General features: G+C 40.8%; 16 protein-coding genes. All 16 read right to left on the bottom strand.

Annotated elements, in window-relative coordinates; genetic code table 11:
* Nucleotides 1–98 precede the first annotated feature (98 nt).
* Nucleotides 99–449 (bottom strand): hypothetical protein, encoded by a 351-nt coding sequence (locus tag EV690_RS09325; RefSeq protein WP_207907519.1) that lies wholly within the window; start codon nt 447–449, stop codon nt 99–101.
* A 219-nt stretch (nt 450–668) separates the two neighbouring features.
* On the bottom strand, nt 669–1,385 hold the full coding sequence (locus EV690_RS09330) for an SDR family oxidoreductase (RefSeq protein ID WP_131912747.1): 717 nt from the start codon (nt 1,383–1,385) through the stop codon (nt 669–671).
* A gap of 297 nt (nt 1,386–1,682) precedes the next feature.
* Complete coding sequence (locus EV690_RS09335; RefSeq protein WP_317986191.1) at nt 1,683–2,264, bottom strand: NAD(P)H-dependent oxidoreductase; 582 nt, start codon at nt 2,262–2,264, stop codon at nt 1,683–1,685.
* 39 nt (nt 2,265–2,303) lie between these two features.
* Entirely contained in the window at nt 2,304–2,663 is a 360-nt protein-coding gene (locus tag EV690_RS09340) for a MerR family transcriptional regulator (protein WP_131912748.1), read from the bottom strand.
* Nucleotides 2,664–2,765: 102 nt separating this feature from the next.
* The gene (gene catB, locus EV690_RS09345) at nt 2,766–3,398 is read right to left on the bottom strand and encodes a type B chloramphenicol O-acetyltransferase (RefSeq protein WP_131913111.1); all 633 of its coding nucleotides are present in this window, start codon (nt 3,396–3,398) and stop codon (nt 2,766–2,768) included.
* Nucleotides 3,399–3,452: 54 nt separating this feature from the next.
* Nucleotides 3,453–4,094 carry a glutathione S-transferase family protein gene (locus EV690_RS09350; RefSeq protein WP_131912749.1) on the bottom strand — a complete coding sequence of 214 codons (642 nt, stop codon included), beginning with the start codon at nt 4,092–4,094 and terminating at the stop codon, nt 3,453–3,455.
* Between the two features lie 31 nt (nt 4,095–4,125).
* On the bottom strand, nt 4,126–4,776 hold the full coding sequence (locus tag EV690_RS09355) for a LysE family translocator (protein WP_131912750.1): 651 nt from the start codon (nt 4,774–4,776) through the stop codon (nt 4,126–4,128).
* A 154-nt stretch (nt 4,777–4,930) separates the two neighbouring features.
* Entirely contained in the window at nt 4,931–5,404 is a 474-nt protein-coding gene (locus tag EV690_RS09360) for a GIN domain-containing protein (protein ID WP_165872714.1), read from the bottom strand.
* 784 nt (nt 5,405–6,188) lie between these two features.
* Entirely contained in the window at nt 6,189–6,659 is a 471-nt protein-coding gene (locus EV690_RS09365) for a GNAT family N-acetyltransferase (RefSeq protein ID WP_131912752.1), read from the bottom strand.
* A gap of 119 nt (nt 6,660–6,778) precedes the next feature.
* The gene (locus tag EV690_RS09370) at nt 6,779–7,225 is read right to left on the bottom strand and encodes a GyrI-like domain-containing protein (RefSeq protein WP_131912753.1); all 447 of its coding nucleotides are present in this window, start codon (nt 7,223–7,225) and stop codon (nt 6,779–6,781) included.
* Nucleotides 7,226–7,627: 402 nt separating this feature from the next.
* Nucleotides 7,628–8,134, bottom strand: a complete 507-nt coding sequence (gene def, locus EV690_RS09375; RefSeq protein ID WP_131912754.1) for a peptide deformylase — start codon at nt 8,132–8,134, stop codon at nt 7,628–7,630.
* A 380-nt stretch (nt 8,135–8,514) separates the two neighbouring features.
* Nucleotides 8,515–8,988: a GNAT family N-acetyltransferase gene (locus EV690_RS09380; RefSeq protein ID WP_131912755.1), complete on the bottom strand. Its 474-nt coding sequence runs from the start codon at nt 8,986–8,988 to the stop codon at nt 8,515–8,517.
* 1,013 nt (nt 8,989–10,001) lie between these two features.
* The gene (locus tag EV690_RS09390) at nt 10,002–10,496 is read right to left on the bottom strand and encodes an Hcp family type VI secretion system effector (protein WP_131912757.1); all 495 of its coding nucleotides are present in this window, start codon (nt 10,494–10,496) and stop codon (nt 10,002–10,004) included.
* 264 nt (nt 10,497–10,760) lie between these two features.
* Nucleotides 10,761–11,741, bottom strand: a complete 981-nt coding sequence (gene hemH, locus EV690_RS09395) for a ferrochelatase (protein ID WP_131912758.1) — start codon at nt 11,739–11,741, stop codon at nt 10,761–10,763.
* A 109-nt stretch (nt 11,742–11,850) separates the two neighbouring features.
* Entirely contained in the window at nt 11,851–12,495 is a 645-nt protein-coding gene (gene adk / locus EV690_RS09400; RefSeq protein WP_131912759.1) for an adenylate kinase, read from the bottom strand.
* A gap of 301 nt (nt 12,496–12,796) precedes the next feature.
* Nucleotides 12,797–14,257, bottom strand: a complete 1,461-nt coding sequence (nuoN, locus tag EV690_RS09405; protein ID WP_131912760.1) for an NADH-quinone oxidoreductase subunit NuoN — start codon at nt 14,255–14,257, stop codon at nt 12,797–12,799.
* Between the last annotated feature and the right edge of the window lie 5 nt (nt 14,258–14,262).

Genomic DNA, 14,262 nt, shown 5'->3' on the forward strand with positions numbered 1-14,262 from the left:
TACCATAAATAAATAGACCCAGAACCTGAACTAACGCATAAGTCCGTAATTAGGGTACAAAAAAAGACCAACCCTTAGTTCACCTTGCTCTAAACCTTTTAATCGCGCCATGTTCCTTGCGTGTGCAATAACAAATGACCATTTTGCTTAATATCTAATACCCCAGACTCCAACACCGTATATGTAGTATTGCCATTTTTAAATTCATAGCCCAAAAATTCACACGGTGTTACACCATCGCTGCACATGCGATGAATCGTATGTCCTTTTAACGTTATTGATCTGCCCGACTTTTTGGATTGACCAATATAAGTAACATCATCACATGTAACATTCCCTTCTTCGCAATTTTGGCTGATACTTATAATGTAGTTTGTTGTAACCAGTGTAGCCCCATTCACAAATGGACTCATAATCAGAAAAAATACGACCCCAAAAAACTTATACATCCTATTTCTTTTCATATGGCTAAAATCTGTCATAGCATAGTGGCCCACAACTGAAGCCTCCGATTACACGCTTTGCAACACAGTTGCTAAATTTAGCAATAAGCATCTTCCCGCTAGAAGATTCAATTCTCAGTCTGATGGCATTAAAGCCAGATGGTTTAGATTGCATCGTCATACAGGGATATCCCAAAACTGCTCGAAATGTTAATGGCGTATGCATTATCGCCCGCCCAAACTGCCACCACCATCGACAGCTAAAACTTGACCGGTAATATAGCTTGCTTGCGCAGAAAGCAGGTAACAAACTGCAGATGCGACTTCATAAGGCTCACCGAACCTGTGCATGGGAATGCTCGACAAGGCTTGTGCTTCAGCTTCGCTACCGACTGGGTGTCCTTTTCGAAATAACTCAGTTTCAATTGGGCCCGGTGCAATAGCATTCACCGTAATACCATATTCAGCAAGTTCAAGAGCCCAAGTCCGCGTACATCCGACCAACGCACTTTTAGCAGCCGAATATGCTGTTCTATTACGCGCTCCAAAAACTGCTCGGCTGCATATATTAACGATTCGGCCATACCCTTGCTGCTTCATCGGCTCACAGAAAAATTGGGTGACCTGAACAGCACTCCGAACGTTCAAATCAAAAACGGTTTCAAGGGTCGCCAGATCGATGCTCGACAACGGCTGCGGTAATGCAATACCTACATTATTGACAATTCCAATAATGGAAAACTTATTGCTGATTTGCCGCAAAGAATCATCCAGTTGTTTAGAATCTGACAGATCACAAGCCAGCAACGTGCCTGGAAAATCGTCATTGTGGCCATGCCGAGCTAAGCCGACCACATGTTCCCCCTGACTAGAAAGTTTCTGTGCGATGGCAAGGCCAATGCCCTTAGACGCCCCCGTAACAAGAACAGCACGATCCATCATAATCCTCTCATCAAAGCTTATTGCAGGAGTGATCGCTCCACTTTCAACTACTTGACTAAACACAAGTAAACGAACATCCCGTACATTTTAATATCGGTTAAACGCCTTATGATACTTTTGGATAAACTAACTTGAAGGCCTCTACAGCTTTTTTGCCATCGACTTACTATCCAATTTTTCCCAATCTCGACTACAAAGTGCAATACTCAACACCACCATTGTATAGAAAACACTCAACATTGCTCAGCCACAACAGAGGGATTTCAGCCAGCAGCTAGTAGTTCCTCTCAAAAGGGTTTACCTCACTCGTCTCGCTAATTCCGCTACTTTCTTTAACCAAGCTTGTCTTTTATGACGATCAGAGTGAATAACTGGCCCAAAGTAGGTTGACGAGATGTTTTTGATGCCTGAAAAATCCAGAATAGCCTGTTTTAGCTGTTTATAAATCGCATTGCCTTGAATGTATTTATACCAAAATGGTGGACTATCCATTGTGATAATTAATTCAGATGTCCGCCCTTTCAGCAACTTTTCCTGCATGGTTTTACCAGTTACATATTTGAATGAAAAACCAGGTAAAAAAGCACGATCAATCGCCCCTTTTAATTTGGCTGGGATGGTCCCCCACCAAACTGGGCTGACAATAACAATATGCTCTGAGTCTAAGATCTTCTTCTGAAAATCCACTAAATCAGGTTCTAAATCAGTCACTTTATCATAGCCTTCATTTAGACTGATTTCGAAATGCAGGTCCCCAATATTGATTTGCTCAACGCTATGGTTGTCTGCCGCAACCAAGGCATATTGATCGGCCAAGGACTGACATAAACTATTCGCTTTAGGGTTGGCATTAATCACTAACACTTTTTTCATAGGCATCGATACACATACTGAGAAAAGTGTAGTTTAAACTTTTACCTAAAGGTCAGAGTCAAGCCCTCGCAGACAATTATCAATCGACAACTGACAATCTTTGATACGCTGCTTTTGTAACTCTAACTCTTTGATGGTTTGATCAATCGCTTGGCGCTTTTTTACGAGAAAATCACTGACCAATATCCAGTCAAAATCATCTTGTTCAGTTTTTAACGCAACCAGATCGGCAAGCGTAATACCGAGCGTTTGAGCTTCTTTAATGATCTTAATCAGATTGATATTCTGCTGGTTATAAACACGATATTTTCCTGACCGAGAAACCGTCAGTAAACCGAGCGACTCATATAACCGAATTGCTCTTTGTGTGGCCCCAGATAATTTAGATGCTTCACCGATAAACATGAAAATTCCTTAAGCTTAAATAACCATGGCTAACACGCAGTAAATACCCGCTCAAAATAAAGCAATAGTGAATCATACAAACGTTGCGAAAGGCTTTATTGTTTAGTCAGTTGAACTTTGCCAAACATGGTACAGACCAGCAATGTCAGACGAACACAGCAACGGCATTGCATTTTTAATTTGTACTAATGGCCAGTCCCACCATGCCATTTCCAGCAACATCGCAATCTCCTCATCAGAAAATCGCTTTCTTATTGGCTGAGCAGGGTTTCCTCCCACAATCGTATATGGCTCAACGTTTTTGCTAACCAAAGCTCGACTGCCTATAACAGCACCATGTCCCACTTTAATACCTGGCATAATCATGGCTTCTGAGCCGATCCACACGTCGTTTCCTATCACGGTGTCACCTGCGCTTTGATATGCATTCACTGCTTCACTAAATGCAGGCTCCTCATCCATGTAAAAGAAAGGAAACGATGTCACCCAGTCGTGTCGGTGCCCCTGATTACCGGCCATCATAAAAGCAGCTCCCGAACCAATGGCACAAAAACTACCAATAATTAATTTATCAACATCATCACGGTCAGGCAGAAGATATCGAGCACACTCATCAAATGAGTGGCCATGGTAATAGCCTGAATAATAACTATAACGACCGACTTTAATATTAGGATTGGTGACCTGCTCGCTTAGAGGCTTGCCTTTAAACGGGCTATCAAAATAGTTTTTCATCTCATTTTCTACCAAAGCAGCAACGCCTAATGGATCGTCTTCCACATGGGCATATTAATAAGCTTCTCGCGCTTTTAATTCACTAAAATCACTCATTATCGACTTTTGATAAGCCGATCTTGCTTTTAATCGGTCGAACCAACAACGGACATTCTCTGGTAATGGCACTGTGAGACCTTGGGATGTTAAACGATATAAAATAGCGCCTGAACAAACATCAGCTAACGAAATCTCACCACCTAGCAGATAATTTTTATCTGCTAAAGCTGCTTCAAGTTGATTGAGGCAATCGAAGCATTTGTTCAAATCTGTCTCTATTTGGTTGATATCTCTTTTACTTTCTGGCGTCCGATAATATCCCCAAAATGTTCCCATAAATGCGGGTTGAAATATCAAATGAGACCAATCCATCCAGCGTTCATATAGTGAGCGTTCATAAGGAGATTCTTTGTACCATGAATTTTTTCCATAGCTAGCGACCAAATATCTCAGAATCGTATGAGATTCCCAAATGACTTTATCATCATCGACTAAGACTGGTACTTTTTTCATTGGATTTATGCGAGCAAATTCAGGTGAATCTAGACCGCCAAATTTGCCGCCTATCTCAATATGCTCATAACTAAGATGCAACTCTTCAAGTAACCAAAGCACCTTTTGTACATTAAATGATGTTGCCCTTCCATATAACTTCACGAATTTTTCCTTGTCTATCTCGCCTAACTCGCTATTTAGTGAATGCTGATTTGACGATAGTGAAACCAATCAGGCCTAAGAGAGCCCCTGTACATTTGTCGATGTAATAAGCGACTTTAGAAAATTTGCGCCGTACCTTCTCTATCGATAGAACATAAATGACGCAGACGTCCCACAAGAAAACAACCAGCGTCATCCAGATTCCAAGCCCTACTTTAAAACCAAAGTTAACATCTTTAGTTAAAACAATGGTAAATAAACTGAGATAAAACAGGAGGTTTTTGGGATTTAAAATACCGGACATAAAGCCGGTCACGAACTCTTTTAAAAACGTTGTATTCGATTTATTTATTTGCGTTGCGCTAAATGCAATATCCTTATAGTCGGCTTTCTTTGCCTTTAACGCCATCACAGCCAAATACATTAAGAACAAGCCACCAGCAATTTTCAAAACGATCATGATCATCACTGAACTTGCTAACAATGACCCAACACCGATTAAACATAAGGAAATATACAATGCGTTCGCACTGGCGATTCCTCCGGCAACCCCAATGGATTTTTTAGGGCCATTTTTTATGGCACTTTTAACAATTAATAAAAAATCAGGACCAGGACTTAATAACGCAAGGAAATGGGCAACAGCCACAGTTATAAATATACTGAATAATGTCCAATCCACCTTCTATCTCCTTTTAATTTTTAAATATAGTTGACTTGCTAACAATATGAATTTCCTTACAAAAGTATAAAGCGCTGGGAAAACACTCGGTACTTCAGTCTATCAATCTGGGTTCATGTTGAGTCGCCCCTTAAACCGCCTTTATGTTTGCAGCTTATTGGACAGATAAAATCGCACCACTACCATCGACATCGGTTTCAAGAGTTTTTGGTTTACCTACATACTCAATTCGTCCCGCGCCATTCACCCTAGCTTTTAATCTATCAGACAACTTCACCTTAACTAAGCCAGAACCATTAACGATGATATGCCCTTTGTGAGCATCAAGTGTCGATGCATTGACTTGGCCTGCACCATTGAGCGAAACATGAAGAGATTCAACCTTGCCAACAGCAGTTGTTCGCCCCGAACCATTGATAGTCACCTCCAAAATTTTTGTGTCTAATTTGGTAAGATGCACCTGTTCAGAGCCATTTATATTGAGATGAGTTAATGAACCATTGACTAAATTAAAGCTGAAACCTTTTTTAATCAAAACATGGTTTCTTAGACTAATTTTAAAAACCCCTTTGGCACAATGGTACTTCAGCAACTTTAATTCGCTGCGAACGCCTTTAACATGACCCAACGATTCACCTTGAGCGACAAAATTTATCGTGGCAGGAACATCAACTGATAGTTCTGTGTAATGGCACTTCGGAATGCTGGTTTCAACAAAAGACTCACTGGCAAAGGCAAGATGACTACTAGGGACTGTTGATCTTTGGTGGTTGAATTTTGTTCAAATGAAACGCATTTTGAACGCGGCGCACCCTGCGTCGCTTAATGAGTTAAGCAAGCTGGGGCAACAAAGTTCAGGATGCGTTTAAATGAACCCCAAGGGCAGTATCTGAGAGGAATTTATCCAGCGTTAAACGTTTTTTGTGGAGAATAACTACACGGCACAACGTTTGCCTTGCCTAAATCCCTCTCAGATTTCTGCAAAACTAATCACAAAAGGTCAACAGTCCCTAGCCAAAAGCACAGCCAAACAACACATAGATTTTATTTTCATTCCCTCTTCCCTAAGAAAATCACATTCCGCTAGCGCAAGCCGGGGATAAAGCATATGCACTACAATTGCATCCATTTCAACTGATAAGTTAGGATGAATGAGTCTTGATAGTTGTACTCGAGAACAAACGGATAGATAGCCGTATAAAATTCAAACAACGGATCTAAAATAGTAGTTAACTACTTGTAGTTTGAATAGAAATTGCTAGTTTAGCCACCTCATTTATTGCTCAATATTCAGCGTTAAATATCGCAGCAACCTGCCCCCAAATTTCCCCATTTTGAGCAATCATAGCAGATAATTAAATCTCAACCCCTTAAACAATTCACCCTGAAACATTCACACGGCCTTTATTTGTCTATACGAATTTTTCGCCGAGTTCTCTGCTCATAAAACGACTATAAGGATCCTCTTTATACTCAGCAAATGGTCCACAATAACCAAAACCGAATTTTTTATAGAGATTTCTAGCAGGAAGGAAGAAATCTTGAGATCCCGTTTCAAGACTCACTTTCTGATACCCTTTCTCAATCGCTACATTCAGTGCATGAGTTAGCAAGTGAGTTGCGACCCCTGACTGGCGAGCAGAATTTGAAGTTCTCATCGATTTCAATTCGATATGTTGCGCACTCAGGTGCTTAATCGCTAGACAACCTAGCAATTGCTCCCCCTGCCAAGCGCTAAAAAACGTAACTTCTGGAGATTTCAAAGCATCAGGATCTAAAGCATGAACACTCTCCGGAGGCGAATTGGCGTACATGTCCGCTAGATGCTCTTCGAGTAGCCGGATGACTTCGCCATTTGAAAGATCATCAAGTTTAATTTCCATATATAAGTTTTCCTTCATTCTCAGATGATAAACAAGCGCTACTGTTTTAAACCAGCGCACGCTAAAGCTGCATGGCACGAGCGCTCATCTGTTGAGGAGCATAGATTCATCTTAATTCTCTATTTCAATGCGATGTAGACACTCACTTTACTTGAACTTTCATAGTGTTCAAAGTCAGTTGTATAAGCCCGAGAGTGCTCACAATCAGGCGAGTTAAAATATGTCCAAACTGCCTGCCAAGCGGAAATAATCGCGGATGGAAACTCACCCTCGGATTCGAATTTAATATAAGATCCCGCCACCACTTCGACTGACGTTAAATCGACTTTTGAGGATGAAACCTCTGTCGAGCCCATCAGAATATCAAATTGACCATTTACATCTGATTCATAGTTGTAATAAACACTATATGCTTGGGCCCCTGACTGATGATCAATCACTAAATTGGCGTCTACATACTGTACATGCTGAGCAATCATTGCAGTTTCAGGGTTCATTTCAACTTCATTACTGGTTCTTATTGCCAATCCTTTAACAACAAAATTTTTTATTTGTACCGTTTCCATATTAACTCCATTTATATCACACAGATTAACAAGTGAATAACATATACAAAATCAGAAGGTTACTAATGGGGATTAGCCAATCGCGATATAAACTGTAGCATGACCAGTTTTACCATATGATCCATCGATTTCCATAGCGGCAACGACATAGTTTTTGTGTTTATCTATATGCAACTAAATAATCATCAACTCAATGAATTGCTAACCATTGACACAATAAAAATCGTGCAGATCTGTCTATTACATTATGAAAATCGGTATATAAATAAGCTACTGATAATAAAAACACTGCCACTTGGTGTCTGGAAACGATGTATTGCTAAGAATTACAATGGCATCATGAGCCTCTTTGGATATGTTGAAACAAGCCTCACTGACAAATAAACCGCATCTTTTCGGCTCTCATGATGAGTGTGTTTTTACGTATTTCTTTACTTTCTTCATTGCCATACGACGCTTTAATGGTGACAAGTAATCAATAAAAAGATGGCCTAACAAGTGATCAATTTCATGCTGCATAACGATCGCAAGAAAGTCATCTCTTTCAATTGTAATGGGATTACCATTGCGATCGAGAGCCGAGACAACAACGGATGTAAAACGCTCAACTTCTGCGTAATAATCTGGCACCGACAAACACCCCTCTTGTCCCAGTGCTTTATTACTACCACTGACAACTTCAGGATTTACCAAAACTAAGGGTTCATTGCGACTTTGAGAAAGGTCAATCACAACCACCGCTTCCTCTCGTCCGACTTGGGGAGAAGCCAAACCAATACCATTATCAGTTGCGTACAGGGTTTCCAACATATCGTCAATTAGCGTCTGAACAGCCGCTATATTCTGCACTTTTTTTGCCTTCACCCTAAGCTTTGGATCCGGGACGGTAAGAATTTTTAAAACTGCCATATATACCTTACTATTCTTATATGCTCATAATGGAAAGAAAAACAATTGCTAAAATGAATCGCGCTGGGTTGCCTGTTATGAACCACTAACTACTCTACTTAATATAAATGAGCTCTTTACCCAACAAGTGTCATGCGAACTGAATAGCAATTTAAATCCAAAAACACAGGCACATTCATACTAACACTGAACCACTCGACACATCACAGTTGTGTATTGAATCCCAAACGAGGTTGCGAAAGAATCCTGCGGCAATATAACAACCGTGGCAACCTCCACTCTAACAGGATCCAGCGTTATTAATTCGATGACCTTATCTACTTTTAGCCTCGATGCACTCTATAAATACAATACTATCACTATGGTTCTCTTGAATACTGTTAAGAGAGACTTCTTTGCATTATATGCTGAGGGCCCGCCGGTCCACCGAGATACAATTGACCAGTATCTTCAAAACCACATTTGGCGTAACAATCATAAGCCGCTGTATTGCGGCAATTTACCGTGAGTTGGAGAACCTCAAACTGCGGGTAATTTAAACGAGCATAATCAGGTAATGATGTGATGGCTTTTGTTGCAATCCCCCTGCCTTGAAAGCGATAGTCAACCACAAGGGCCCTAACCCCCAAAGCCTTAGAATGAGTGAAATGATGCGTCTTTGAATACAATAAATCCAAAAAAAAGAAACCAACGACTTGATCATTTTCAATAATCACGTGAGGATGTTCATGTTGCTGTAAAGCTGCAATGACCTCATCGGCGTTACCCACTATAAATTTCTCTTGCTCCTGTTTTACACGCAACAACCCCACTTGCGGCTCCCATTTATCACTATACTTTTCGATTGATATCATAATATTGACCTCGATGTTTACTGATGACTAACGCTTGGTTGGGCAGCAACGACAAAGCATAGAGTAGTAAGCTTATAAAGTCACCAGAGCCCAAGCAGGCTTTATAATTGATATACACAATAACTACATGATTTTATTTATAAAAATAGAGTTTGTTACAGAAGTAAAATCAATAATACCGAAGATATAACTCCGATAAGAAAACTTGGCAAATGAAGGTATCGTTTACGCGATGGACAGTATTCTATGGCCGGGGCCTCTTGAAAAGTTTTTTTAGCCAGTTCCTTGATATAGTTATTTTGCATTCTGTTCCCCTGATTGGCATTGTGAATTGAGAATAAAACCTCAAGATAGGTTGAGGTCAACGCCATCATTTAATTTTTTATCTCTATATACATTTTTGCTGAGGAAGTTGGTCTCGAATGTCATGCGACAAAATCCTCCCAGTTTCTCAGGGGTAAATCACTAAGCAAAAGAGAGATAAGAAGACATAAAATAATTTTTTATTCACAGTGCAAAACCTGATTATTCTAATCGTTATCGACTTAAAATATTCAAGTTCAAAGTTTCCCAGAGATACTCTACCATCATTCTCTGATGTCGGGTGGGGTTGGTAAACTGGCTCTATACAATGCAAGCACGAGTAGGCACAAGACCATTTTTCCGCTTTAAATTCATCCAAAATGCAAGAATGAATGGCCACTCGGTTGGTTTATTGCAGATTGCAGTTGGCGGCATTAAGGAAGTTTGACCGGTTGGAATTATTGATTGGAATTCGTATGCTCTTAGCATTGATTGCACCATTCTGATCAAAAATGAATAAATAGCTCACAATCAATATAAGAAACAATATCACCACAAAACTTCAAGCTAAAAAGCAGCGTAAAATAATTAGCTTGAAGCAACCAATACTGTTTTTCGGATTATCAAACCAACAAGGCAGGTTGAATAGAACTGTAGTCACAGGCACAAAGCTATGCCATCAATGCTTGTGTATTCCAAACAATATCATTTTATTGAGTTGCCCAAGATTTATCATCCCAATCGTCATAACCTGATGTACCAGTAATTTTATGTTCCCAATCGATATTTTTATATTTAAACGAAACCACTTCCTGAGTATCAGCATCACTCATATGAACATGTGGCATTGAGTGATTAATCGCAAATATTTCAGCATTTTTAAGCGTAATAACATAGTAACACTCATTTAAACCACTTGAATTTGTTCGATAAAGTTTCAGCTCGCAAGTAAGACGCTCCCCTCGACTCCAAGCCATCGCTAACATTGGAGATGCCTTATCAATACGTTTAGTGATTTGCAAAGGGTGATGTTGCTGAGATTGGGCACTTAAACCACGAGATAACTGGTGATTCCAAGATAATACGGTAATTTCATCCTGATGAGCACTTTGGAAATGGTTTCCGATGGAATCGTGAGTATTACATCCCTGACTAATCGTTCCCTGATTTTCGCCAATAATAGATAAATACGCAACATTCGCCATACAACTAATCCTTGAGTATAAAAATAAAAAGGCCTTTATTGTACGCTTTAATAACAACTTTATCTATAATTGGAATTGTTTATAAAGATATCCATTCAATTTCACTCAAGCCAAAAGGCAATTCAGAATAAAAGATCAGCAGCCCTAATAAAACACTTTACAACCTGTTATCAGGGTTTCTATTCCGTATTCTGGTGATATCAAAACATGTAGCTATGGTTCGTAATTCGATGCTTATATGCATTAATATCACCCCCTCCAAACCTAGCAGTGCTCTTCAAGTCGCTCTAAAATCAGTTGCGCTAACAGCTGAGCATGATCATCACCATCATTGAGTGCCGGATGGTAATAGAACTGCTCACCACCATTTTCGATAAACACGTCTTTGAGCTCACGACTTATCTCTTCTAAAGTTTCAAGACAGTCAACTGCAAATGCAGGACTTAAAATATCAACTGACTTAACCCCCTCTTTAGCAAGAGATGTTAGCAATTGATCAGTATAAGGTTGTAACCATGGTTCTTTACCAAAACGGCTTTGATAACTGAGCTTATAGGATGCGCTATCAAGCCCCAACAATTGCGCAACGGTATGGGCAGTCGCTTCACATTGACGTGGATATGGGTCACCTTTTTTTTCATAGCGCACTGGAATACCGTGAAATGAGAACACCAGTGGGTGCTCGCTACTATAAGTGACTCCCCGGCTCTTTATCCGCTCAGCCAACATCTGGCAATAGCCAGGAAAATCATAATACTGGCGAATAAATTCAAATGATGGAATCGAAAAATTTTTCTTAAACACCCGCGCGCAGCCATCAAATACACTGGCCGATGTTGAAACCGAGTACTGTGGATAAAGCGGCAAAACGAGCAGCTTTTCACAACCGTTATCAATCTCTTTTTGCACAACATCATCGATCAGGGGCTGCGAATAACTCATTGCTAATTTAACCTGAACTTTTCCCTGAACCAGCTGCGAAACCTTCGCCACCAAACGTTCGCTATAAACCTGCAGTGGAGATCCCCCCTCCAGCCAGATTTTCTGGTACAGTTTTGCCACTCGAGGAGAACGCAGCGGTAAAATAATTCCTTTTAACAAAGGTTGCCAAAGCACATCAGGAAGCGACACCACTCGCTTATCGCTTAAGAAACGGTTGAGAAATGCCCGAACGGATGCGGCATCGGGTTTATCGGGAGTCCCCAAATTGACCAGAATCACTGTCACTTTCTCATTATGCGCCATATAAAGTCCTTGAGAGTCATAAAAACAGTTAAATTTAAACAGTTATTGGCAACACCCGATAAAAAAGCTGACTTTAAGTCAGCTTTTTTAATGATATACAATTTGCCAATTAATCAAGCAACTGAGCCAGCTGTTTACTCACATCAGCTACGGGTTGAGTACCATCAATGCAATAATATTTATTGTACCCTTGCTCAGCATCTTGGTTATAGTATTCAACCAATGGCTGAGTGGTTTCATGATAAATCGCTAAACGTTTACGGACCGTTTCTTCTTCATCATCTGGGCGAATCATTAAATCTTCGCCAGTCACGTCATCCTTACCTTCTACTTTAGGTGGATTATAAACGATATGATACACACGACCAGACCCAGGATGAACACGACGACCGCTCATTCGTTTTACAATTTCTTCATCAGGAACATCGAACTCTAGAACCACATCAACATCAATATTGTGTTCTTTCATAGCATCAGCTTGAGGAATTGTCCGAGGAAAACCATCTAATAAGAACCCGTTTGCACAATCTTGCTGAGAGACACGTTCTTTAACTAATGCAATAATCAGCTCATCGCTAACCAATTGGCCTGCATCCATCACCGCTTTGGCTTGTTTGCCTAATTCAGTGCCCGCTTTCACTGCTGCTCTAAGCATATCACCAGTTGAAATCTGTGGGATACCGTAACGTTCCATAATGAACTGTGCCTGAGTCCCCTTACCAGCTCCAGGAGCCCCCAGTAAAATAATGCGCATAACGCTTATCCTTTTAAACAATACGATGTTTTATAAAAACGTAAAATTTACACTCCCCGGCGCTTTTTCTCAAGTCGGACAATTGTTAACGCGGGGGAGAAATTACGACGAACCGGCGAATATATCTATTAAAACAAACGATTAAGAGCCACCTTTGCATATAGAAGAGAGCACTTAATATTTATAAAAAATTCACCTATCCTAAAAACCGATTAAAAATAGACCATTTAAACAAAAAAATAGCAGAGAAATTACCTCTCTCTGCTACTCAAATTCTATTTAATGGCGAACGAAGCTGTGCTTAATGCACACTAAACTGTGCCATTTGAGCCAGTTCAATAATTGGCTGCGGAAATAGTCCAAAAATAAAGACAATCACCGCTGCAACCAACGTCACTAAACCGCCAGCTGTCGCGGCCCAATCATGGGCAGTATCGCGTTCAAACGCTTCACGGGGAGCCAAATACAAGCTAACCGTAACACGCAAATAATAGAACAAGCCAATCGCACTGCCAATCACAACCCCTGCAGTCAGCCACCACAGATGAGCCTGTATACCAATCGCCAAGATATAGAATTTACCGATAAATCCTAATGTCATAGGGATCCCAGCCAGTGACAACAACATGACCGTCATCACTGCAGCTAAAATAGGACGATGCCAAAACAGACCTCGATAACTATACAAGCCGTCAGCATCACGGCCTTGGTATGGACTTGACATCAAGCTCACAACCCCAAAGGCACCAATACTAGCAAACAGATAACCAATCAGATATACACCGATCGTTTCCATCGCGAGTAGATGGTCTTTTACCGCGACTAAAGCCACTAGTAAATAACCCAGGTGAGCAATGGATGAATATCCTAATAACCGCTTAATATTACGCTGAGAGACGGCCATCAAATTACCAAACAGCATCGAGAGAATGGCAATAATCCCTAACACCAGTTGTACCGACGAATCACTGGTCACTGGAGCATCGATGAAAAACCGAGTGATCACCGCAAAAATAGCTATTTTACTAGCAGTTGCCAGATAGGTAGAAACGGGTGTTGGCGAACCTTGATACACATCCGGTGTCCACAGGTGGAATGGAACCAGTGACAATTTAAAAGCGATTCCGACAATCATCATCCCCACGCCGATGAGAACAACTGGCGCATGTAAAAGCTGTGTCTGCAAACTAGCCCCGACTTTTACAAAACTCAGAGAGCCTGCTTCGGCATATAACAGTGCAATGCCAAACAGTAAAAATGATGAGGCCGCCGCCGACAGAATCGTGTATTTGATTGATGCTTCCAGAGAACGTTTTTGTTCAAATGCATACCCTGCAAGCCCAAACAAAGGTACAGAAACCAGCTCAATCCCCAGAAACAAAGCAGCCATATGGTTAGCGTAAGAAAGCAACAAACCACCAGTCGTGGAGATTAAGACCAGCAAATAGAACTCTTCACGATTATGGGTATACCCTTTGAGATAAGAGTACCCCAAAATACAGGTCGCTAGTGACGCGATGAGCACCAACCCACTATAAAAAATCGTAAACCCGTCCGCCCTCATAAGCGGCTCGATATTAAGAGGCATCTCACTATGCACAGCACCTAGCGAGATAAACGCAATCACTAGTCCGATGACACTTAACCATGCCGCAACGGCATGGCAGCGCCGACAGACAATCGCTAGCATCACCACGACAACCGTTAACCCAACGATCAATAGTGGTAATAGCGCGATCAGTTGTTGATAAGTTATGGTCATGGCAA

Origin of the sequence: Celerinatantimonas diazotrophica (genome assembly GCF_004339545.1) — a bacterium.
Lineage (GTDB): Bacteria > Pseudomonadota > Gammaproteobacteria > Enterobacterales > Celerinatantimonadaceae > Celerinatantimonas > Celerinatantimonas diazotrophica.

What these genes read in the sequence shown, in the direction of transcription:
- EV690_RS09325 (WP_207907519.1), bottom strand. Translation starts at nt 449, where the DNA reads ATGTATAAGTTTTTTGGGGTCGTATTTTTTCTGATTATGAGTCCATTT.
- EV690_RS09330 (WP_131912747.1), bottom strand. Translation starts at nt 1,385, where the DNA reads ATGATGGATCGTGCTGTTCTTGTTACGGGGGCGTCTAAGGGCATTGGC.
- EV690_RS09335 (WP_317986191.1), bottom strand. Translation starts at nt 2,264, where the DNA reads ATGCCTATGAAAAAAGTGTTAGTGATTAATGCCAACCCTAAAGCGAAT.
- EV690_RS09340 (WP_131912748.1), bottom strand. Translation starts at nt 2,663, where the DNA reads ATGTTTATCGGTGAAGCATCTAAATTATCTGGGGCCACACAAAGAGCA.
- catB (WP_131913111.1), bottom strand. Translation starts at nt 3,398, where the DNA reads ATGAAAAACTATTTTGATAGCCCGTTTAAAGGCAAGCCTCTAAGCGAG.
- EV690_RS09365 (WP_131912752.1), bottom strand. Translation starts at nt 6,659, where the DNA reads ATGGAAATTAAACTTGATGATCTTTCAAATGGCGAAGTCATCCGGCTA.
- EV690_RS09370 (WP_131912753.1), bottom strand. Translation starts at nt 7,225, where the DNA reads ATGGAAACGGTACAAATAAAAAATTTTGTTGTTAAAGGATTGGCAATA.
- def (WP_131912754.1), bottom strand. Translation starts at nt 8,134, where the DNA reads ATGGCAGTTTTAAAAATTCTTACCGTCCCGGATCCAAAGCTTAGGGTG.
- EV690_RS09380 (WP_131912755.1), bottom strand. Translation starts at nt 8,988, where the DNA reads ATGATATCAATCGAAAAGTATAGTGATAAATGGGAGCCGCAAGTGGGG.
- EV690_RS09390 (WP_131912757.1), bottom strand. Translation starts at nt 10,496, where the DNA reads ATGGCGAATGTTGCGTATTTATCTATTATTGGCGAAAATCAGGGAACG.
- hemH (WP_131912758.1), bottom strand. Translation starts at nt 11,741, where the DNA reads ATGGCGCATAATGAGAAAGTGACAGTGATTCTGGTCAATTTGGGGACT.
- adk (WP_131912759.1), bottom strand. Translation starts at nt 12,495, where the DNA reads ATGCGCATTATTTTACTGGGGGCTCCTGGAGCTGGTAAGGGGACTCAG.
- nuoN (WP_131912760.1), bottom strand. Translation starts at nt 14,257, where the DNA reads ATGACCATAACTTATCAACAACTGATCGCGCTATTACCACTATTGATC.